The following is a 22,853-nucleotide window of genomic DNA, read 5'->3' as shown; positions in this document are numbered from 1 at the left end:
CGTTGGTTGTACAGACACTCAAGAAAAGTGAAGGCATTCTCGCACGTTTTTGAAAAAATTCTGAGAAGAATTTTGTAAAGATGCCGGTTAAACGATCAGCATAGCGATAGACAGCCGATCTTCACGATCACCCCCATCCGTATTGCCTTGTTTAGTACAAAAAGTCAATTTCCTCATCAAAATTCGAACCCCTAATTGGGACATAAAAAATCCCCTCTGATTAGAGGGGAGGGAGGAACCCCTTATAGGATTAACTGGCAAGCCCGACGCGCAAATACATTTGATAACTCATTACCTTGGATTCAGTGAACGCTCGGCCATGCTTACCGTCCAAGCTCAATTGTTTCGTTCCCAGTCGATCAAGCCTGATCAACCCCACAACCGTATCCGGGACTTGATCTTGGGTTTCAGCAGGTGACCAGATCGTTTTTCCATCCAAGTTAATGCCAAGAGCGATTTCGCTCGATGACTTAGACGCGGGAAGTTTTAACCATCCTTGATCGGAGTACTTATCCGCATTTACAACTTTAGTTGAAGTCTGTCCTGTCGAATGCATGCCGAGAAACTTCACATCAATCGGCGCGTTTGACTGGTTCAAAACCTGAAACGGAACACTGACAAAAGATTTGTCCGACGCGTCCGGTAAAATTGCAAAGCTAACCGTTGTCGGCACAGTTACGATTATCCATGTTGCATCTACAGTACCTACGATATCAAAATTTTGGATAACGTTACCGCCAATTGTGCCCCCGGTTCCCCAGGAGCCGCCAGTCCCTCCGGTGCCACCAGACCCCCCAGTGCCGCCCGTACCTCCACCAGAATCTCCTGCACCCCCAGTGCCGCCCGGATCACCGCTTGGGTCGCCAATACTAGCAAGTGTAACGAGCGGATATCCGTCATTAACACTGCTTGTAGAAACCCATTCCACACTCGAGAGGTTTCGATTTGCATTTAATAATTGAGCAAACTCCGGAGAGGTCATCTCGCTTGTTGTTTTCCCCGTTATGCCCGCTGAATCTCCGCTCCCAAATGCTAACTTTGGATTTTGCTGAACCCCTTCGACGATTATAGACGTATCCGTATTCCAGTAAGCATAAGACGCATCAAGTACCGCCGAACCTCCTTCTGTTCCGCCAACTAAACCGCCAAAATAGTGATCCCCTGGCCAACTGCCAACAGGAGAGATGTCGATTAAATCTCCCGTCGAGTATGAATTTGTGATTGAACCTGCTTCTGAACTTTGTCCGACTAGGCCGCCGACATAGTAAACACCGCTAACTGTTCCTGTAGCAAAAACATTTGAAAGTATGCCACTATTATATCCAACCAAACCACCGACTTTTTGATTGCCTTCAACATCTACAGCGGCATACGATGCGCTGATCTTTCCCTTAATGCCCGTTACACTCGATCCCGCATTAATCCCCACCAACCCACCAACACCATACCATTGGGTGCCATCTGTGGCCTTGATAGAACCTGTTGCGTAAACGTTGAAGATGGTACCTTCGTTCGTTGCGGCTAATGCGCCAACTCTATCGCCAACTGTATCGAAATTTACATTCTCTAATCCAAGGTTTTTCACGACTCCGGTGCTGCCAATATACCCAAATAGTCCGGTATCCATGTTGTTCGACGGATTATTTTTGGTCAAATTCAACAGCTTATGACCGTTTCCATCAAACGTTCCGTTAAATGTGCCAATAAAAAACGGATAATCCGATGTCCATCCGGCAACGTCAATATCATTGGCTAACTTTAGAAATTTTCCTTGAAACGAGTTCCCTTGATTCATAACTTGATCCGATACCCATTCCAGATGCGAAACCGTACTGATTAAGTACGGATCGGATTCTGTGCCGGAACCGGGAGGTGTGGCCGGAGCCGCATACGATGAAAGGGGAGAGAGGACTGCCAGTAACAAGGCGCTTAATAGAGACATGAGCATGACCTTCGAAAATACCTTCATGATCGCACCATCCTTTAAGAATTTTGAAAAATAGGGGATAACGAAGGAACATTACCCCTTTTATGCGGTTACTCCTCGTAAAACAACCGATTTGAGAGAACAACGGTTTGTGAGGTTGGCTTACACAACACCGCTCATAAGCTGCAAGAGCCAAGAAATCAAACCGCCAAGTTCTCCGGCGATCAAATACAAAAGGCAAAGCGCGAGGATAATGTACGTAAACACTCTACGCCTTAAGTAAAGCCAATACGGATTTTTATAGCCGCCTACAGAGCTTATTGAACTCTCAACTTCTCGGACAACCGACTCTGCATCGTGTGTAACCCACGAAATCTTTTGTCCATCCTTTTTTACCATTCGTTCTCTCGCCATCGGCATGCCTATAAAAAGCAAGTCCAAGATGGATGTTGCAATCAGAAAGAAGGTTATAATGAAAACTGCAACTCCAACGATTACTCTGATAGTTGGGATAAAAGGACTTACCCACTTTCCAGCCGTGTACAAGTCTGCCGATGTCTTATCCATCATCAGCGGAACCATCATTCTCGAAATCTCGTCATTCGCCATCGTCAAATGCTGATAAATATCGTCTTGCGTGCTTTTCGATACCCGTGAAGACTGGAGATTTTCAACAAACAAGCCTAAAGCCTTCTTGCGGGACTTCGCGGTTGCTGACCGAAAATTATCGTCGTGATACTCCAGAATTCCCTTGTTCTTGTCATACGTCAGCATTCTTGTGTCCGTGTTCTGGTTCTCCGACATGGATGTAAAGTCCAACTGCATGTAGGAGCCATCTGTGCCTAACGAATCCCAGACCTTCTCAAAGTAAGGTCGATCTCCAGCGTTAATCGGAATCGATATAACCGACGAGTTTTTCGTTCCAGTAGTACCATCCGATACATCAGCAAATGCTACAGATGACCCGAAAGCCAAGAAGCAAGCCAACGTCAGCATCAGCCAAAGAGAGAATCTTTTCATGGATTGTTCCCTTCTTTCTGCACAACAGGTCGACTAATAGCATCCTTCGTTTCAAACCGCAGACAATGGTAATAGGCCACCACTGCTGCCACCGTGATCGAAACGACATACTTGCCGACCGTTAACTCAAAATGCACTTGCTGACCCATCAAAGTCAGAACCGTCAAATAACCGATGGTTACCGCCATGATTCCAAGCAAAATAACAATTGTCTCAAGGAACCAGATCAGCGTCCGTTGCACTTTCCAGATTGCATTACTCGCAAATACCGCAACCAGCACATTCTGGAGTTTTGCTTTCAACCTGCATACCCCCCATGATTGAAATGGATTTACGTTTAGACGGACTCGTCAATCGAATCCGTCAAAACAGGAATTACGATGTCAAGCCGCCGCTACATATCCCGACAGCGGCGGCTAACTGCATTTTTTCGATCATCCTTCTGTCAACGCTACGCGAACGTACAACTTGTAGTTCAATGTCTTGGCAACATCCCACGCATTACCGTGCTTGGCGACGACCTGAATTTCCTCCGAACTGTTTGGTTCCAGAGGGAAAGTGCCAGCAGAGACAGAAGGCGTTACCCCCTCGATTTCTGCGGGCGACCAGACCGTAATTGGCGTACCACTAACCGATTCTAATCCAAGAGCAATTTGCGAAGTGGTCGCGGATCTTCCCAATGCCGACCATTCCTGATCCGTATGAGAAGCTGCATCGACCACTTTGGTATCGGTGCCGCTGGCGGATGTGATTCCGAGTATCTGCAGATCAACCGGCGCATAGGTGCTATTCACAACGGTTGCCGGAACGGAAGTGAAGGGTTTCACGTTATTCGGATTGATCGCAAACGACAAGACCGTCGGCATAGTTACCACGATAGTCGTGGCACTGGCAGTACCCACAACATCTACTGTCGAGCCGTTGTCCGGATCGATTGGCTGGTCGGCAGAAGCGACTGCCGAACCGAATACGAGTGACATTAACAAGGCAGCTGAAACGATTTTCTTTGAAAAACTTGTTCTCATGGACAACTTCCTCCTCAAGATTTGGTTACAGCCATAATTTCTGTTTCTTGAACCCCGACAATTTCGCCTTGATAGACAATGTTGTATCGGACAATCAACTTGTTCTTGTCGCCCTCCAGCGGCTTCGATAGCTCTGCCTTCTGGATGTACTGCTTGGGCTTCATGAGCGGCGATGTGTACAGCGTTTCACCTTTATGAATCACCTCCACGTAGCACTCCAGCGAATTGCGTTCCGGGTTGGCCACCATTAAATGAAGCGTCTTGCTGCCCTTTTGAATCGTTGCCTCCGAGTTGACGGTCACCGTAAACATCGAAGCGTCCTGCTTTTGCTTCAAATAATCCCGGATGGCGTCATCGGACATATGCGGCAAGTCTCCGTCCAGCACTTCACCTCCTCCGGGCAGTGGAACCGGCTTTTTCTTGTCCACTGGATCGCTGTCATGGTTACAACTTCGAAGAAATATGAATAGGACGGCAATAACCAATATCGCTCCGATCCCGATCCAGCGGTTCCGGTTACGACTGTTCTTTTGACGGTTTCGCTCATTCTCGCTCAAGAGAGCGTCCTCCTTTCCTAACTGAAGCCTGATTGATACCCCCATCTCATCTCTAAAAAGGTTCCGTATGCGACGTTTGAGCCGCATACGGACAAAAGAGAAAAGAAAGGAGGAACGGTCGTACAACCGGGTTTGGGAACCCTTGTACTTCCAATAGAAAGTAAATCATTTCTGTTTTTACATGCGTCCGATAAAAAATGTCTGAAGGAAACCGAACCCGAACTAGCACTTACGGCAAGTTTTCTGTTCGTTTATACTACGGTGGCAGAAGTTTCTTTCATCGCAACCAATTGAGCATGAACGGCAAGCCGTTTCGTCGTCCCGGCTGGCCCGTAACATGTCGATAACGTCAGATATTGATCCAGCGGCGTGATCAGATGATTGTCGATGGCCTTAACCTCATTTTTCTCGCGGATATGCTTCACGAAAGATTCGCGCCAAGGCAACTGAGTGCCGTTACCGACGTAAAGCATATCGTCCTCATCGGTAACGTAGATCGAAACGATTTTGAACACCATCTGTTGGGAAGGCGTAGTTAGCTGAATTATGCCCGAATCCGGCTCCTCTTTAAGAATGGTCAGCAACTCTTTCAAACTGCCGAACATTCTTTTGTTGCTAAGATTGTGGCCGTACAGAACGGTATTCGTACTAAAATTCCTCATATTGCTTGATGCGGAAGCAAACACCCAACCCAAGGAACTTGGTTTCTTGTCAAAATCGTGGTCAAGATAAAACTCGTTGTCCGTTGTCTGCACGATCGGTATATCAATGCCAACTGAACCGATTCTGAGCCACCCAACGACATCCTCATTTTGTTTCAACAACTTGTCGAAATCGACCGGCAGAAAGGGTTGAGTATTTGAACCCCCGACTGGGACGATATTGACCGATTGTGCGGAAACCGGCATTGGCGCTTTGGCATACTGCTGAACTTCCTCAAGAATTTGGTTGGTTTCCTCCGCATCCGAATGCCATGATGCCAAGGCATATGAGAAATGCCCCAGAAGAACCAAGGAACTGGACATCACGCCGTAAAAAATGAATTTACGAATAGGCGGCTTAACCAAATGACTGCACCTCCGGTTTCAAACTGCCAAAATTATGCGCTGATTCTACTGAGGAACTGCGAACTCTTCCTCTTCGGATGCAAAAAGATTCTTTTCCTGAAGCGATGTCCAAGCATCCCAAGCTTCCTCAAAACTCTGATAATTGCCCTGAAGCATTCGGTATAAGACTTGCCGCTCCATCACGTGCGCGTTATCCGTAGATTGCATAATGTAAAGCAGATGCGCCAGACGCTTATGATCAACTACTGCCAAGCATTCTTTGAAGAAACTCGTAGAGAAGAAGTGCAACAACCGTAGTTCCATCCTGAACTCATCCAACACACGAAAACCCATATTGGCAGGCTCCGGGAACCATTGACTCAAATCACCCAAAAACAATCTCTGATCACCACCGGGATTGACCCCAACACGAAACTGCAACAGCGCGGCATCCAATGCTTCCTGAGATTGAGCTTGTACGATCATTCGGATCGTATCTTTTCCGATGCGCCGCTCTAAACATTTACCGGCATATGAAACGGCTGACTCGATATTGTTCAGAGGACATCCAAAGTGCTCTGCCGTCAACTTGTAGTTATAGCGACACTTGAAGAAGAAGCGAAGCTTTTCTTTACCGGATGCATGAGAAAGAAAGTCCAAACTGCGTGTGTACTTCACGATTTCCATTAGCGCGGCGTACCGACTTTCTTCCAGCCGTTTCGCTTCTTCGTCCACAAAAGGTTGAGACTGCAATCTGTTCCTAGCCGAATAAACTGCTTCTTCAAGCTGTTTGAAGATAATCTTAGCCATTTTCCGATTCACCCCCAACAACACCAAAACTGCCGCGGCAACAACTAAAGTGACAAGAAAACAACCTAAACGAACCGATTAACCTTTACTTAGAAATTTCAAGCGATGAAAACTGAGAAAAGTAATTTCTTTCGATTTCCCCCTTTCAGAAAAGTCAGTCTTGACAGCCATTCGAACGCCAGAAGAAATGCGATTCTAAAACGAAGCCGACTTTTTTCTCAGTCGTGCATTCAAGTAAGAGTAGATCGAGGTCGGGCTTTTATTTTTCACACTGCTGTAATTCACAAAAAAAAAGTGCTGTCCACACCCCGATAAAAGCGAGATGCGAACAGCACTGTTAAAGAAGGAACCTTATCTGATGGATACCTTCTGCTTTGGGGCAGAAAGCCCGGAAGTCACGGTTAATTGACATAAACAGAAAAGATTTTTACCCCGGATAAAGGCATAGGAAAACCTTTCTGCGGGCTGTTTCCGTGACTCTCCGAACTTTTTGCAGATCGAGGATACGCATAATACTTTTCCTTGCCATCCTTAAGTTCATGCACATAAACCCGGTAACGAATGCCGCCAATACTCGTATCGTCACCATCGTAATAAGCATCATCCGGGATATCCGTGATTTTTTCGACGACCTCAACCGTTCCATAGCCGGGAATTATCGTCTGCATATAAAACACCGCCTGTTCGAGTTTTATAAAAGAATGAAGCTCTGTTCTAAACGACTGATCTCGTTTTATAAAATACTGCCCAACTTTTATAAGACGCTGGCCTTCATTTATAAAAGACTAACCAACTTTTATAAAACGCTAACCGACAGTTATAACGGTCTCAGCCAGATTTATAACGTCATATCAAAGGAAGGAAAAGGAGCGAGTGCCAGAATAGATGACCAGTTTGCCATGCAGATAAACAAAAACGGAAAATAACAACATAAACCGAACAGCATAAATAAAGAGAAAATGCCTCGCCGCTCTATGAGTGCACCAGAAAGATGCATAACTAAAGGCGGCAAGGCGATTGTGGAGAAAAATGAACCTGTTTCAAATATGTTTGGTTGTGGTATGATGCAGATCACTTGTCGCATTTTCCTGACCATCGGCTCCAACTTAGAACACCCGCCGAATCGGTGAAACATATTCAGACAAATTCAACCGCTCAATCAATTCCTCGTTCTCCAGTATGATGAGAATCAGCGTCTGGAAGGTATTCTCCTGCATCCAAGCGGAGACTCGATGGCTCAATAAGGTCATTTTTCCGCCTCTCCATAAATACTTGACTGTTGCCAACTCTTCAAAGTCATTGTGACGTTCAATTAGTTTCACCAACTTCTTGATTCCCCACGCTGTGCCTTTTAACGCGCTGGATAATAGAACATTCAATGCAATATGCTTTTCATCCGCAAAATAATCAGAAATGAGTCGGTAAACTTCACAAATGACTTCGAAGTCCTCATGAATAGCCGAGGATTCTGAAGAATCCGAACCCCGTAACAATCGGAGCGGAATGCCGTATAAGCGACTCGGGTACCGTTTTGCTTCATCATCGTTCAACATCGCCGTTTCTCTGCTGATTTTCCTGGTAAACGTGAACAATTCACAAACCGCGGCAAAAGCCTCAATATCGTTCGCCTTACCTTCATTCGACTTGCCGTCGATGGGTCGAAGGCAGAAGTCCGTCAGCCATTCCCGAGCCTTTGCACTTGTAAGCGGTCGTGTTATGACCGGGTAGATCTCCTGCATGACCTCGATATCGGTAAACGTCTTGTTAAGGCTGAAGGTTAGCATTCGCTTGCCCTCCAGTAGTCTCACTCCATTTTTTCCTAAACAACTCGACGTAATTAAACCCATTTCTATACTTGGGCCTAATAAACATTTTGTGATGATCATGATTTCCTTTTTGAGTGGTAATGTTTATATTGCCTATCCCATTATTCTCTTTCTCGCCGTCAATGTGATTAGGAACGACAGGTCGACCACTTCCAAGCGCGGAAAGAGCAAGTGATCCATAACCGAGCATTGCTATGATTTGATGGACTCTGGGAATAAAGTGACCACCCTCGTTACATTTAAAAAGGAGACTTCTGCGCCCCCCTGAACGCTTATAGCTGTTTAGCAAAAATTCCCCCTTTGTCGGGTAGAATACGCCGTTTTCATACACTACACGATGCTCACCTGTATTTTTGCGAGTCAAAATGATTTTGTTCTCCTTGTACAAGCTCTCGTACAAGTCGGCATTGAAACGATATATTTCACCTGTATTAATCTCAACAAACAGAACATAGTTTTGAAAGATCATACGAACTACTCCTGGAAAAACAACACGTTTCGAGTTGTTGAGCATGATCATATACTGCTGCTTTTTTGACAGACCCCCTTGTAGAGGGATTATGTTGTCAATCGGAACTCTATCCTTCAGATCGGCCACCACTTCATATTCAGCAGTCATTCAAACTCCTCCTCATTTTTCTCTTTATTAAATCTCTTTTAATGATTCAAACTACTAAATTACGCTTCGAAGGTACGAACTAACTCCCTGAAACGGTGAGCATTGATCCCCAGTAGTTTAGCGGCGTCATTGGAATTGTACGCCCCGGATTTATACTCACCATATACCTTCAGAAAGTCGGTTGGATACAGCAACAACTTACGTCCAATCTTCCTAAGACGAATTTCAGCGATGCGTTGTTTTTCTTCAACGAAATCAAAGATGAATGAGAGCGTCTCGAAGCTATCGTCTGTTAAAAATCTCTTGTTTCTGGAATCGAGCAACACCAGTTCTACATTGAGATTCCGGATTGTGCTTAAAAACAAACGTAAATCGGAGACGTTGTCGGCAACCTCACTCAGGGAGCGAAGAACGAGCGTATCCGAGAGAGAAAGAGTGTTCATCATTTCCTTAAGCTCTTTACCCCCCGTTTCACCGATCTCGTTAATCAGATCGATGAACAACTTTTCTGCATGAGAAACAACCTTAAACTCCTCGATATCCTGCTTGCGCCGACATCGAATGTACCCCAATCGTGCCATAACCAATAACCCCTTCCGTGACTTATATCAACACCCTGTACTTCTCCTGCTTACGGAGGTTGAACTTCACATTGCCGATGCAAATGTACCATTCCCTTCCGAACTCAATCCTGCAACGGATAAATGAATTTGAAAAATAAATGCTAAACCCATCTCCGCAATGAAGTGGATATTCGGAGCCGTCGTCTAAGTCAACGACCCAACGATCTAGACCAATGTCATATCTCATTGGATAGCCCATGTAGAATGTACACCTCCTCTCTTAAATCGATGCCCCGAATACACAGATCGCAAGCACGATTCCCATCGCAACGGCAATCGATTTGCTGATCTGCCGAACTACAAGCGGAGCGGATTCATTAGTTGCGATTTCCAGACAAGTGATGCAACCAACAAAGCTGAACAGAATACCGGCAAACAGAAAAAGATACAGCATTACGACCATCTCCTCCATTTTTCTCTTTAGAAAAAACCTTATATTTACTTTTTAACCATATAACCCTAAAAGGTTGTTGACATAATAGCTTCCTTTCAGAGAAACCGCAAGTAGTTTTTTGAAAACAAGGAGATTTATTTTCACAAGGAACCCGACCACAGACCGACCGCCAAAAGCGACCGACAACGTGACAGCCGGAAAGCCGCCTGTCAGACGACGAGAGGGGGAGGGTAAGGGTGAAGCACCAGCCGGGGGGAGAGAACGCCCGTTTGGGCAAACGTAGAAGGCGTGACGAAAGCAGGGATAGCGGGAAGGAAGCCGGAGCAAATTGGGTTTAGTTGGAAAAGGCGTGGGATAATAAAAATCCGAGCGAAGGGAAGCGAACCCCGCTCGAATATCGTCAGGATTCGCTTAGCTCATGATTTTTGAGGATGTGTACGTTTAGGTGAGGTCATGATGCAGTATAACGATACGATTCGACAAAGCTATGCGGACATTTGGGGCATATCAGGCCGAAAGTGTGTTTATACGGTAGACTTGTGACAACATGCTGTCAGTAAGTTCGACTGGAAATAAAGGAAAAGTGTTCTTTAAGACAGGTATTCTGACTGGATCACGATTACTCCCGGTTAAGCGTGGTCATGAAATAATTTCAAGACAGGGAAACCCGAATCATCTGCAATCAACCGATTCGGGCTTCCCTGTACTTTTATGAATCAACTGATAACCCTTATGGTCACTGCGGTCATTGTGGTCAGAGCGGGAACCGTGGTCTCTCAGCCCTCTGTTTAACTTGAATATCGGGTGAAATAATAGCCAGCACTTCATCCGGGATATGGAAATTGACATAGATGAACTCCTTAGCCCTTCGGTCTGTTCCTGAAGAAGAAACAGGTTTGTTCATTAGAAAAATCTTTGTCCAGCCGTCATTGCATAAATCATTGTAAATCTCGCTATCGTAACCGCAGACCATCATGTAGGTGTTCGTACACCTGATTAACTCGCGAAAATTGATGTGGTCATCTACGTCCCACGAGTAGGCATAAGGCTTTTTGTTACGCATTTCATTCGGGTCATAGGGAACGTCGGCAAATACTAAGCATTGTGATGGAGAATAATCCTCCTTCCCTTGCTCGATGCTTCTAATCAGTCTTCGACAATCCCAGCGAACAACATCAACCCCTGACAGGATTGGTGTGAACCGTTCAAGTTCTAGTATGCGGTTGTAAAATTTATCATAACGGCTTCTTTTTGAAAAATCGTCAAACACTTTCATGTCTGCCGCTCTGCTCATTTGTGCTGCAATAAAGGTATTTGCCGCCGCACTGATCCAATCACGATTGAAAATGCCCTTTTCAGCAAGCATATTATCTTGCTCTCGAGCGGCTACTGCTGCCTCGAATACTTCGCGGCTATAATCCGTCCAACTGAGCCTTGTAACTAACTCCTTCGTGAGGTTCTGATTTCCCAATACTTTGAATAAGCAACAAACCGGGTAATCAATCTCACAGTAAACCCGCTGTTCAAACAACCCCCGATCCAGATTCAAAAGACAACGTCCTCCACCACCTGTGGCTTCCACATAGCTTTTCAACCCGTACTGTTTAGCCGCCCATTCAAGAAGCGGAACCAGTATCCATACTAAGCCATACTTACCGCCGAGGTATGAAATGATTGACTGAATGGTTCTCTGCATCGCACTCCAAGGAATTGCCTCAACAAAGGAAGGAGAGGAGAAGGGGTGCCTCTCCTGATTTTTTGGTGAAAGGAACGGATTAGTCATTGTTAACACCTCCGACCACTGCTTCATACACTTTCGGGATTTCAAGAATGTAGAAGCGCTTATGCTTGTAAGCTTGGGGTATCCCCTTGATCTTGTCATTATTTCGATCATCATTCGACTTGGTGAATATCTTTAATAACCCAAATTTCTTCCACGTATACAAAATCTCATTGCGTTCAGGATCTGTTTTGGCATTATACCCAACACGACTTGGTTGATCTGAATCTTCATTCCAAGTAAAGACAGCATCTACTGTATGAGGATGTACAGCTACAAGACCTCTGGGATAATCCGGGGTGTCCAAAACAATCGCTTTGTGAGCCTCTTCAGAATAATTTCCTTCACTGAGCCGGGCAATCTCAGAAAGATCAATAAACAATTCTTCTTCTAATTTTCCGAGATTTTTGTACGCAGCATCTTGATCCAGCGCTCCTCCAAGAAGCGACTCAAATTCTGCCGACGTGATCTGCCTTACATAGTCTGTTAGGGCAAGCTTTTTCGCATAACTAATCATTTCCTCCAATTGTTTCCGTGACAAGTAACCTCCAAATTCACATAACGCACTTAAAATTTCGGGAATCTTTTTCTCGTTCCCCTCATAAAGCTCGTGTAAAACATACGACTGGCTCGATTGAACGAATTTTAAGTACTTAAACTCGACCAAGTACGCGCCTTTCGGATACCTGATGGTTTTTGCCCAATAGACCGTTACTTTCCAACGCTTTCCAAACACGATAGAGCCGGCCGTGAACTCCGCTTTCCATTCAAAAGACTTTTCGATTTCCTCAATAGATGTTAAAATTTTGTCATCGGATTCGCCTTCTTCGCACTTGTCGTAACTAGACTCTTCGAAATTACTCCTGTGTTCGCCCTGCTCAGCATTGCTACTGATGGGCAGTTGCGGGTTGTTTTCGCCTTGTACCGGAGTTCCGTGATCTGCTCCAGTTACCGCGCCCGCATTTTCCGATAATTCGTTCTTCTGTTTTTCTTCTTGTGCCATTTTTATTTCTCCTCTCGCATCTTTTTGACTTTCGAGAGAAGTACAGGACGATCCGAATATTTTTACAAAAGTAAATTAGAAAAAGGCCAAAATTAACCCTTTTTTGCCCTTCTCGAAAAATTTTTTCGCCTTCTCAACTATCCAATACAGCCCCATTTCCAATATCTTGTAAATGGGATTCTGACTCCAGAAGCAGATATCATAAAAAGCAAACGCGGAAACCAGAACATATGCATACCGATTGTCCAAACAACCGCCAATCTAAATCATAAATAAAGCGCCATACAGGATGGCGCATAGTCAAACATAACAGAAACCATATACAAGCACTGAATTGAATCGGGCATTCTTTATCAAAGAGTGTCGGTCAACGAATTGGCAACCGACACTCAAGCATTCTTACCACACCGTTCCGAAGGAATCCAAAACACTCACGTTCGGCGCAATGAAGTTGACGCCTTTTTCGGCAAACTCTCCGGTCGACGAATCGGCCTTCATGTGAGCGTCATTGCAGTTAGCCAGCTTGAAGTCCATCGTGACGAACCCCTGCTTACCAACGCTGAAGAATTGAGATTTGTCGGAGGGTACTTGCAGACCTTCAATCTCGAGCGGCACTTTGTCCGTATACGTCACCAGCGGCAAAGCAAACGTTGTGATGTACTCTCGGACGACGAGCTGCGTGGTGTCCTCCGAATACCAGCCTTGTCCGACCTGAAGATCGTTTGTACCCCGCACCGCATTCCCCAGTGTGGCGACCAACGATTCGCTTAATGCTGCACCGCCATTTTTCTCGAAGTTGGCGAATACGTTATCGTCGCTGAGGATTTTCATGTTGACCAGAGCGGTCTTTAAATCGGCATCAATGTTTTGAACCGACCTGTTTCCATCCACCCCGACGAGCTTACCTCCACGAATTTCGAGCGTATGGACGACCTGGGATGTGGATGCCTCCGTAGCCGACACGTTGGAAGTGACCGCGCCGAATTCCTTGCCGCCGATTTCAGTCTGCCTTCAATCGTAAGAGGTATCGACCATTTTCCGTCGTCGCCCTTCGTACCGTACTGGCTCAGGAACCCCTGATTGATCTCGTCCGGATTATACGTGCCGGATGGATTCCATACTTTATTCAAGGCAGAACTGCTGATATCCAGCGCGAAGTTCCTGATCTTCAAGTCGCCATCGGATTTGCCGCTGACCGTCACTGCGGAATCCTTGTAGATGACCTGTTTACCGTTTGCACCCAGTGAAGCCGCCAACTGTTTCGCGCCAGCTTCTGTCGCGGTCGATACCCCCGTGACCTCGGGGCTTACCTTGACGTTGTCGAACTGTACCATGCTGAAGCTGACCGGCTTGATCTCCCGCAACTTGTCTCCGGCTGCAAACGCCACGCTGGTATTGCCCGAAGTGTCGGAGTAGGCGTACAACACCTCGGGATTAACCTTGAAAGATTTCTCGCTCTGCTTCGTCTGCCAGAACAAGCCATTCTCCGACTGCGATTGGGCGCTGAACGTAGGGAGCGTGCTATCATCCTTCGGCACGTAACGCTTGAACATCACTCTGGTACGGTAATCGGCAGTGCGATACGATGGAGTTGCCGATCCCGACCAGCGATATGGCGTACAGCCAAACAAATCACAGGAATAGCGGGTCTCGCTGTACTGATAATGATCAGCCGGGCTTTTTACACCATACTGGAACAAGGATTGTTTAAGAACGGTCAACCAGTTCGCTTCCTCACCCATGCTTGCGGCAGTAATTCGCCCATCGAACAGGTTGAAGTTGTTGACCCACGACGCCAGCTTGATGTTGGACACCGAACTGTTATCCCGGATCGCCAGCAAATCACCTGCCAAGTTAAAGGAAGCCGATGACGAATATGGCGTTACCGATCTGATCGGTGTATCGTTCACCAGCTTCGCCTTGCTCATGGCCCATTTCACATTGCTCAAGTCAGGATCGATCAGACGGAACATTGTGCTTCCAGAAGGGGAAAGGCCGGGATTGATGAACGTTTGGATCGGCAAGGAAAGCGCAAACCTCGCCGTGTTCACGCCTTCGTCCGCGATATTTCCCCAATATTGCGATAACCGCCATTGCGGAACCTCGAACCCCGATACGACAGGCTCGGGACTATCCTCGACCGCTTTTACGAACAGCGTCAACTTCGCATTGGAATAAACGGGTTTGCCGTTCTCCTTGACATCCTTGTACTTATTCTCAACTGAAGGTAGCGGGTCGCCGTCACCGCCTAGATAGAAATGAAGCTTGTCTGGCGCAGGAGTGTCCCACCCCAAATCGATCTCCCAACTGTTAGACTCGGCGGAAACCGGAATCGAGACTGAACCATCCACACCCGTAGCCCGTTTGGTCATCTCTGACTTGTTAATGTTCTCGTTGTCTTTCTTGTCGACTAACGAGAAGCGGGCTTTGGGATCGGGAACCAGATCATAGGTTTTTCCTTCATGTTCGACCGACATGCTTCCTTGGATGGCCTGTTCCTCTGCGTTCTTCGCAATATCCCACAAATAACGTTTGCTTTCTTCCGTCCAGCCCTTCACCGGCTCGGTAAAGGTAACCCCTGTCGGAGTGCCGTTGCGGTCAACGACTTCGACGTTCAACTCGGCATCAATCGCTGGTTGGTTGTTCATATCTTTCCCACTGCCATATCCCCACGGCTGATACCCCCACCCGCCGAACGGGTTGACCTTGTAATCAGCAGATACCGGAACGCTCTCGCTGGAAGGCTGCAACGTTTTGGCGTAATAGTCCCGTGCATAGGAACGGAACGTGTACGGAATATTCCCGTTTTCCTTGTACGGAGAACGATCCGCATCCGCGGCGGAAGATGCACCCCCGAGAGCGACTGCTTCAGCCTGACGTAATGCGGTCAAACCTTGAACCGTACTGTCATTGGGCCGTGCCGTCTGGCGAACCCACAAGTACCAATCGACGGCATTTTGCATCGGCATAAACGCATATTCCCGATCCAACGGGCTGCGTCCGTCCCGAACGCTGATTCCGACAACCGTTTGCAAGTTGAGGATTACTTTGTTTTGGTTAAAGGCTTCCTTCATCCTCGATGCAAAATCATCGTATTCCCGGCCCGACAATATGCCGCGTTCCTTGATCAAGTCCAGATATCCCTTGAACATCATGCCGGCCGCAATCTGTGCGTCCATCTTATCCTCGTCACTCAAGCCGGAGTTGTTCTGGTCGGCTACGTAATCCGTCAACAATTTGCGGAACGTTTCACCCGCCACTTGCTCCGTCCCAATGCCGGACAAGGAACGATTCGGATTGTCGGGAGCCATCAGATACAAGGCTCTTTCAACGAGCTTCACAAAGACGTTATCGGAACCCATAATCGTTGAGTTCTCATGATTCGCATAAGGCAACGTGCGTTTCAACAATTCTTCTCGGGAACCCCCCGGAGCGCTGTCAGGATACAACGGATTATCGCCGTACAACGTTTTCACCCTGCTGCTGGAGCCGCTGCGTTCAAACGTCACCAACCCCGATCCTTGCTTGGTGAACAGATCATGAGAGGTTTTGTTCGGAGCCATGTAGAACATCATCGACTCGTTGTTGAAGTTGAACCCGTTCTGCATATCCGATTCGGTAGCGTCTGCTGTCAGTACTTGATTATCGTCGATCAGAAATCCGACTTGCAAAACCGCCACCGAATCGGAAGTTTGGAACGATCCGGCTGGCGTCGAAGAATAACTGCCGCCTGTAGCCGGGGGAGTGCCGCCAACGTTTGCTTCGCTCGAAGCTGCCTGAACCCCCGAAGGCGCGACGAATGAAAAAGTCGACGTTACCAAGGCCAGCACCAGAATAATACTCAGGCTGGAACGGGTAAGTGCAGAATTTGTGCGTTTCCTTTTATATAGAAGGAATGCAACTCCGCCAGTGAACACGGATGCACAAAGGACGAACGCCAACCAGAGATAAGGAAGCACGTCTCCCGTTTTCGGACTCGACGCTCCGGCCCCGGTTGCGATACCGGCTCCCAATACCACTTTGGTTACGGGGGAGCCTGCATCGATAGCGGCGGTCATGATTTCGCCCGTATCATTGTCCTTGATCATAAACGACTCGCCTGGCATTACGGCAAATGTTTCCGATTTATGGCCGCGATAGGACTTATCCGCCACCGCCGCGACGTTCATGATCGAGAAGTTGTAGTCTTTGCCGCCTTTACTGATCTCCAGCGTGTGCTTCGGTGTCAGGTCGATATTGATGTTGGCTTTACCCCCTGAAACGACTAAGGTATCGGTACTGGCCTTCGCCGCGGCGTACTTGCCATCGACCGTTACCTTGTACGTGCCATCGGCAATACCTTCGATGGTTTTACTGCTCAGGTTCAGCGGATAAATGCTCGATACCCCATCGGAGGACGTGAGGGTGACATCAACTTCCGACCACGCTTGGCTTAAATCGGCATTACTTTCCGTTGAAACATGGACGCTTATCGAACCCGATTTTGCAGATGCCTGTTCAAAGACGACAGGGAACACGACTGCGCTGCTCGATGAACCGGAAAGGAGAGAAGTCGGCAAACTGATTTCGGCCTTTCCGTTGGCTCCATCTTTGACGGTTCTTCCGGCAGACGAGACGAGGAACTTCCAAGTGAGCTTGTCCTTGTCGATCCAGACCATACCGCTATCATCGGAAGTGTAAGACAATGCGCCTTTGCCTTCCAACAACTTGATCTCGATAGGAACATTTTTGAGCAATGCGCCAGAAGCGTCCTTAAGCAATAAGCCGACCAGCTTCGGTTTGGTCTGCATCATCGCTCCGAACGGGTGAAGCTTGGTTCCCGCCAGATCACGAATGGTTTGGTCTTCTTGATCGCCTTCTGAATAATCGAACGTGCGAACGGTGAAAGGAAAGTGGGTGCCGACCTTCACATTGAAGTCATGCCGGGTCACACCGCCATCCGCTTCGGGGACATCATCGCTGAAAACCAAATGCTCGATTACCCCGTCTGCTTTTCTGAGAACCAGCGCCAGCCGATCTCCGAGACGATATTCCGGATGATTGAAAACGAGCCGGTAGCGGTTCGTTTTGCGGTCGAAGTTCTGGCTGTTGCCTGTGGCCGAACTGATCAGCTTGTTGTCCTGTGCCGACCATAGCTCCAGCGTGAATTCAGGGATATAATCCGATCCCCATCCCGCTGGAGCGTACACATCGACATACAGACCGTCGGTTACGGTGCGGTCGGAGCGGTCAACTGCAACCGGAGCGGACGTTGTGGGCGATGTGGTCTCTGTGGCGGCAGTGGGTAGACCGGATAGCCCGGATAGGGACTCTGAACCCCCGGCTCCACTAGCGGCTACAACTTGCGAATCGACCGAACCGTTACCGGCTGTCGATTCCGCCGCGAATACGGATGTGGCGAACAACGAGAAAAGTAAGACCGTTGCTGCCAGACTGCAAATGATTCTTTGCATTCTGCTTTCCTCCTGTAAACTTTGGTTTGCACCTATGCAACTTGGCTTCGCCGGTGCTTGATAGGAGTACATTCACTTGGAAATCCACTGCCCTCGCGAAAAAATATCTTCGGAAATAACCCCCAAATATCCACAGATTTATCCACACTTTGTTCACAGGCAAAAAGAGCGATACCGCTCAGGTATCGCTCCGATTAGGATCGACTTAAAATAAGTGAAGTATGGCAGAAATGATATCTCCTAGCCCTCCCAGCACGATATACGAAATGCATAAAGCAAGGACAATATAGGCGAATACTCTTCTCTTGAAATAGAGCAGATAGCCGTTCTTATAGCCTTCGTCGTTGCCAAGACTTGTCTCGATTTCCCGGATCACGAATTTCGCATCCGCTGAGACAAACCATATCTTCCCGCCGTTATACACCTTTTCTCGCGCCCAAGGCAACCCGATAAACAAAAGATCGGCAATCGTCGAAAATGTCCAGAACAACGTAAGAACAAAGGTGACTACGCCCAATACCCCTCTGATGATCGGAACGGCAGGATTGATCCAACCAAAGGCTGTGAATAAATCCGCACTCGTTGTTGTCGATACCAACGGAATCAACATTCGTGACATGTCCGAATCTCCATCGGATATCCGGTCAAATAAATATTGTTGCGTCTGTAAACTCAACTTCGAAGCTTTTACCTCCGAGACGAACTCTTCCACAGCGCGGTTTTTGCTGGTTCGGGTGGCTTCCGAAAAAGCCAATCTGTTGAAGGCAATTACCCCTGCATTCGGGTTATAGGTAAACAATTCATGTTCCGTGGATACCGGATGATCCACATTAGGCTCAAGTTGAATACGGGAATAATCTGTTCCTGCCCCCAAATTTCTGAAAATGACCGCCACTTCTTCCTGTTCCGAAACCGGAACTTCGATTTCGCTGATCGCCGTTCCCTGGTCAGCGGCATGGGCTGACGGTGGGGGAAGATAACATAAACAGACTAGCACCAATATCCCGACGATCCTTCTCAGCAATGTCATAGGAAAGCCTCCATTTTCCTCAAATAAAAAGCAATATGCAGAAGTCGCCTTCTGCATCGGAGAATGAACTTATTCAGTTCGAGCCATTTTTCCACAACTAAACGGCTTGGTTAATGTTTAAGAGTGATCTTGGAACCATCAGTTGGTTGAACGTAAATGTAAAAGTCTTTTTCCCACTGATCAAAGTCCGGCAGTCTATGCAGACCAGTCAAGTTGTACCATTTCCCGTTTATCATGATGGCTGACTCCGCATGTCCTTCCGGGCCGTAGATCATCGTGTTATACCCCAAGACATCGAATACAGCGGAATCGACTTGTGAAATGGATTCGCATCCGCGATTCAACTCAATCAGTGCTTGGTACGCCGAAAAGGGAGCCTCGCCAAGATCTTTTGCCTTCTCAACCAATTTGGTGGAAAGAATCCGCGCTTTGATGATCTTGACAATCTCTTCTTTGCTAACGCCGTCTGCAACAAGTCTCCATAACGCTGTTCGGCAAAATATAACCCCTTATTCCGTTCCGAACGATCACTTTTGTCACCCGACCATCTTGCGCCGTTCATGTACTCGGCCAGATACTTCTCCTCTTGCGAGATGTCGATCTTGTCCAGACCGGCAACGGCTTCATCGACGATCTTCATGACCGTATCGTATTGGGACTGATTCAGGCTGCCATAATCATGTCGACCGTAACGAACTGTACGTTTCTCGAAATTGCGGTACTCAAGGAATTTTCCGTCCATGTCGACGATCCTGATTTTTTCGGCGGGTAAGACCGTTCCTGTCGTAACCGGCTCTTGGGCAGTGCCGGTATTTTCAGAACCCCCGACAGCACTTTCGATGTAGACGGTGTACGTCTCGCCATCCCACCTGACCGTTCCGCCTAACGATTCGCTCACGAAACGGAGCGGAACCATCGTGCTGCCGTTTACCTTCTGCGACGGTATGGCCAACTTTACCGTTTTGCCGTTTACGGTGGCTTCGCTCTGGCCGACCGTAAGCTTGATCGTCGTTGCTCCTTTTGTGGCGGTTACGGTTTCGGTTGCGCCGTCCCAACTGACTTTTGCGCCAAGCGTTTCAAATATCCCCCGAAGCGGCACAAGGACGCTGCCATTCACCATGATCGGCGGCTGCGGGTAGTTCTGCACCACATTATCGATCACGACAACGGGATCTTTCTTTTGGACAGACGCGATCATGACCTTGCCTTTCCCGGAAGTGGCAGATGAAGTTCCGTCCAAGCGGCCTTTGATCCGGTTTATTTGCGACAAGATGGTGTTGTTCTGGCCTCGAAGCGCAGACAAGCCGTCGCCGCCTTGGATGGTTACGACGATTTTGGTGTTCATGAGGGCTGTCCGCAAACTTTCTCCCTGAAAAGCAAAGCCTTCGTCCATCTTCTCTTCGATGGCCGACAAGCTATCCATCATCTGTGTGACGGTTTCAATGCTCCAGCCGCTTTCTTTCAGAGCGGCAACCGCCTTGTTCAGATTCGAAACATAGGTATCTTCATCGAAAACATACGTCTCATATCCGCTGGAGACGGATTGCTGCTGCGCGGCGGCGACTGGAGAAGATAAGGAATGGGGAGAAGGAGCCGCAAGTGCAGAACCCCCTCCGAGGACTAGCTGGCCGATTAATGCGGTGGTCATAAGAACCCCGTTTACAACAAGAGCGAACGACCGTTTGGCTGGCTTGCTGCGCGTGTAGACGGAACTCATCTGAACCTTGACATGACTGAGTGTTTGCTTTACCGGCTTTTCGTTCATCAATGTTGACCTCCTTTGCGAATTGGCTTTCCTCGCCACTTGTTGTATTCGCGCTCTGTTTGTAGGTCAGCAAAGATATTTCTTTCTTCGAAACGAGAGCCGGTAATCGTTGGGAGTTATGAAACTTCTTGAAGTAAAAACTTCCCGGAGACAGTTCATATCCATGCGCCCAGTTCCTTTAATTGCTCGACCTTCTGTCGATGCCAATCGATTTCCAAAACATCTGATCGTTCAAAACCGAACTCGGTCTGCGTGTAGTAGAAGAATGGCTGCGAAAATTCTAAGGCTGGTATTTGCTTCATGCCGACCCCCTCACGAATTGTCCGAACCACCTGCACGTCGATAGTGTCGGAAGGGAAACGGACAACATTATTCGACAACTTTTTCGGTTTTATCAACTCGTCGCCTTGGAAATGGAATTCCTTAATCGACGTTAACGTAAGGCGGTCTCCATCCAGCTTCCAACGAAACGTATGAAACGAATCGTACTCCGCCGCGCTAAACCAGAAGTAATAACCGGTTCCGTTCTCCATCAATGCAAGCGCATCGTCTTCCCATGCGATATGATAAAGTGAACCCCCTGTCCAATAACCGACAATATCTGGCATTCGATTAACCTCGCTTTCTTCTTGGGTTATACGAATCCACATCGTGTCGCTGAACAGGCAATTGATTCAAAACAGAATAATCGGTGATCGGGTTGTGTCCGACGCACAATTTACTCAAGTTGACGAAGTGTACCAATGGCGAAATATCTGTAATCTGGTTATGGCGCACATCCAGATAGTCCAAATGCCAACGATCTCTGGCAATTAACGATAAGTCACTCAGCCGATTATATCTGAACGTTAAAGAATAGAGTGGCAGATCCAAAACCGAACTGAAGTCAGAGATTTCATTATGAGACAAGTCCAATTCGGCCAGCCATTTCAACTCTGCAAGGGGAGACATATCTTGAATTCCGCAATGTATCAATCGAACGAACTCAAGCTTATGGCTCCAGAGGAACGGATCACTGGAACGGGCGGCGATTTCCTCCTGTTTAATTGCCAATTCACCGAGCACCCTCAAATCCTGCAACGAAGCGTTCTGAACGAACAAGCATCGCAAGTTAAGCAATTCTCCTAAAAACGACCAGTCTTTATGTCGACTATCGACGACATGCAACTCGGTTAGCTTCGAAAAGTTACTAAGGAAGCTAAGGTCTGTCGTCTCTGCATACAAATAAAGGGCTTTAAGGCGGTTGAAGTGCCGCAAATCCGATTGCCACAGACCATTTTCCGAACTCAGTACGTTGAAGCATAACCCCGGTTTATGGATGTTAAATGCTCCACTTTCCGATTGCCAAGGAACCTGAAGATACTTGTCCGCTGAAGCGAAAATTAGAATACTGTCTAGTCGGGCAACGTCTTTGTGCGAAAGCCTCTCTTTTCCCATGCCCAAAGCTGTCTTAACCGCACTTTCAAAGCCTTTGTCCATAAAATCGATGAACCCCATATGACCACCTCTCCAAGATTAATACTTTCGTAAATTACCGCATTAAAGAAACGGTGTTCTATGTTACCGTAAAAGTGCCGTGATGGGAAGATCTTCTTCGGGTGATTTGAAAATAATTATCTTAAAACAACATGATAAGAGTTATTACAGCGAACCCCTTATGACAGGGCAGATAGAATTTTAAGCATTTATAGAATAGATTTTCACCTAGGAAGCACAACAAAAAGACGAAGGTGCCAATTTTAATCGGTGCCTTCGTCTTTTCACAATTACTGGATGACCCACAAGCAAATATAAACAGTCATGACTGCCCCATCAAACAACACGTTTGGCACGTACAACTTTACCATTCAACATAAACAAAACAAACTCAATTTTTTCACAAAGATCAAAGAGCGTGGTTTTAGGGTTATCGATGGTACGGTTCAGCGTATCATAAATAATGATGATAATTTAAGGGCGTCCTGGATGACGCCCT

At 47.2% G+C, this 22,853-nt stretch carries 22 protein-coding genes; all 22 read right to left on the bottom strand.

Annotated elements, in window-relative coordinates:
• Positions 1 to 250 precede the first annotated feature (250 nt).
• Positions 251 to 1,969 (bottom strand): GLUG motif-containing protein, encoded by a 1,719-nt coding sequence (locus SD70_RS33635; RefSeq protein WP_052487641.1) that lies wholly within the window; start codon positions 1,967 to 1,969, stop codon positions 251 to 253.
• A 120-nt stretch (positions 1,970 to 2,089) separates the two neighbouring features.
• Positions 2,090 to 2,947 carry a hypothetical protein gene (locus tag SD70_RS19320; RefSeq protein WP_041049164.1) on the bottom strand — a complete coding sequence of 286 codons (858 nt, stop codon included), beginning with the start codon at positions 2,945 to 2,947 and terminating at the stop codon, positions 2,090 to 2,092.
• Positions 2,944 to 3,249, bottom strand: a complete 306-nt coding sequence (locus SD70_RS19315) for a hypothetical protein (protein ID WP_041049162.1) — start codon at positions 3,247 to 3,249, stop codon at positions 2,944 to 2,946. The genes SD70_RS19320 and SD70_RS19315 overlap by 4 nt, the downstream gene beginning before the upstream one ends.
• A gap of 132 nt (positions 3,250 to 3,381) precedes the next feature.
• The gene (locus SD70_RS19310; protein ID WP_041049161.1) at positions 3,382 to 3,972 is read right to left on the bottom strand and encodes a hypothetical protein; all 591 of its coding nucleotides are present in this window, start codon (positions 3,970 to 3,972) and stop codon (positions 3,382 to 3,384) included.
• A gap of 14 nt (positions 3,973 to 3,986) precedes the next feature.
• Positions 3,987 to 4,358, bottom strand: a complete 372-nt coding sequence (locus SD70_RS19305; protein ID WP_041049160.1) for a hypothetical protein — start codon at positions 4,356 to 4,358, stop codon at positions 3,987 to 3,989.
• Positions 4,359 to 4,780: 422 nt separating this feature from the next.
• Positions 4,781 to 5,596, bottom strand: coding sequence for a class B sortase (locus SD70_RS19300; RefSeq protein WP_041049159.1), 816 nt, complete (start codon positions 5,594 to 5,596; stop codon positions 4,781 to 4,783).
• Between the two features lie 45 nt (positions 5,597 to 5,641).
• Entirely contained in the window at positions 5,642 to 6,385 is a 744-nt protein-coding gene (locus tag SD70_RS19295) for a hypothetical protein (protein ID WP_041049157.1), read from the bottom strand.
• A 401-nt stretch (positions 6,386 to 6,786) separates the two neighbouring features.
• The gene (locus tag SD70_RS36200) at positions 6,787 to 7,053 is read right to left on the bottom strand and encodes a hypothetical protein (RefSeq protein ID WP_156158102.1); all 267 of its coding nucleotides are present in this window, start codon (positions 7,051 to 7,053) and stop codon (positions 6,787 to 6,789) included.
• Positions 7,054 to 7,223: 170 nt separating this feature from the next.
• Positions 7,224 to 7,490 carry a hypothetical protein gene (locus SD70_RS36195; protein WP_156158101.1) on the bottom strand — a complete coding sequence of 89 codons (267 nt, stop codon included), beginning with the start codon at positions 7,488 to 7,490 and terminating at the stop codon, positions 7,224 to 7,226.
• A gap of 1 nt (position 7,491) precedes the next feature.
• A complete protein-coding gene (locus SD70_RS19285; protein WP_041049155.1) occupies positions 7,492 to 8,169 on the bottom strand; it encodes a hypothetical protein in 678 nt (225 codons plus the stop codon).
• Complete coding sequence (locus SD70_RS19280; protein ID WP_041049154.1) at positions 8,150 to 8,830, bottom strand: hypothetical protein; 681 nt, start codon at positions 8,828 to 8,830, stop codon at positions 8,150 to 8,152. The genes SD70_RS19285 and SD70_RS19280 overlap by 20 nt, the downstream gene beginning before the upstream one ends.
• Positions 8,831 to 8,889: 59 nt before the next feature.
• Positions 8,890 to 9,411 (bottom strand): recombinase family protein, encoded by a 522-nt coding sequence (locus SD70_RS19275; RefSeq protein WP_041049153.1) that lies wholly within the window; start codon positions 9,409 to 9,411, stop codon positions 8,890 to 8,892.
• Positions 9,412 to 9,433: 22 nt separating this feature from the next.
• The gene (locus SD70_RS40440) at positions 9,434 to 9,640 is read right to left on the bottom strand and encodes a DUF5348 domain-containing protein (protein WP_394297988.1); all 207 of its coding nucleotides are present in this window, start codon (positions 9,638 to 9,640) and stop codon (positions 9,434 to 9,436) included.
• 33 nt (positions 9,641 to 9,673) lie between these two features.
• Positions 9,674 to 9,847 (bottom strand): hypothetical protein, encoded by a 174-nt coding sequence (locus SD70_RS36190; RefSeq protein ID WP_156158100.1) that lies wholly within the window; start codon positions 9,845 to 9,847, stop codon positions 9,674 to 9,676.
• A gap of 754 nt (positions 9,848 to 10,601) precedes the next feature.
• On the bottom strand, positions 10,602 to 11,630 hold the full coding sequence (locus SD70_RS19265; protein WP_041049151.1) for a DNA adenine methylase: 1,029 nt from the start codon (positions 11,628 to 11,630) through the stop codon (positions 10,602 to 10,604).
• Positions 11,623 to 12,630 (bottom strand): hypothetical protein, encoded by a 1,008-nt coding sequence (locus SD70_RS19260; RefSeq protein WP_041049150.1) that lies wholly within the window; start codon positions 12,628 to 12,630, stop codon positions 11,623 to 11,625. Before SD70_RS19260 ends, SD70_RS19265 begins: the two co-directional genes overlap by 8 nt.
• A gap of 399 nt (positions 12,631 to 13,029) precedes the next feature.
• The gene (locus SD70_RS19255; protein ID WP_041049149.1) at positions 13,030 to 13,521 is read right to left on the bottom strand and encodes a hypothetical protein; all 492 of its coding nucleotides are present in this window, start codon (positions 13,519 to 13,521) and stop codon (positions 13,030 to 13,032) included.
• Positions 13,479 to 18,083 (bottom strand): hypothetical protein, encoded by a 4,605-nt coding sequence (locus tag SD70_RS19250; protein WP_156158099.1) that lies wholly within the window; start codon positions 18,081 to 18,083, stop codon positions 13,479 to 13,481. The genes SD70_RS19255 and SD70_RS19250 overlap by 43 nt, the downstream gene beginning before the upstream one ends.
• A 205-nt stretch (positions 18,084 to 18,288) precedes the next feature.
• The gene (locus SD70_RS19245) at positions 18,289 to 19,113 is read right to left on the bottom strand and encodes a hypothetical protein (protein WP_041049147.1); all 825 of its coding nucleotides are present in this window, start codon (positions 19,111 to 19,113) and stop codon (positions 18,289 to 18,291) included.
• Between the two features lie 349 nt (positions 19,114 to 19,462).
• Complete coding sequence (locus SD70_RS19240) at positions 19,463 to 20,878, bottom strand: stalk domain-containing protein (RefSeq protein WP_041049146.1); 1,416 nt, start codon at positions 20,876 to 20,878, stop codon at positions 19,463 to 19,465.
• 155 nt (positions 20,879 to 21,033) lie between these two features.
• Positions 21,034 to 21,486, bottom strand: a complete 453-nt coding sequence (locus tag SD70_RS19235; protein WP_041049145.1) for a hypothetical protein — start codon at positions 21,484 to 21,486, stop codon at positions 21,034 to 21,036.
• 4 nt (positions 21,487 to 21,490) lie between these two features.
• Positions 21,491 to 22,375, bottom strand: coding sequence for a leucine-rich repeat domain-containing protein (locus tag SD70_RS19230; RefSeq protein WP_041049144.1), 885 nt, complete (start codon positions 22,373 to 22,375; stop codon positions 21,491 to 21,493).
• Positions 22,376 to 22,853: the final 478 nt, after the last annotated feature.

It is taken from the genome of Gordoniibacillus kamchatkensis (genome assembly GCF_000829455.1).
In the GTDB taxonomy this organism is placed as follows: Bacteria; Bacillota; Bacilli; order Paenibacillales; family NBRC-103111; genus Gordoniibacillus; species Gordoniibacillus kamchatkensis.
Note: the sequence above shows the minus strand (reverse complement) of the source record. Positions and strands in the feature narration are given on the sequence as shown.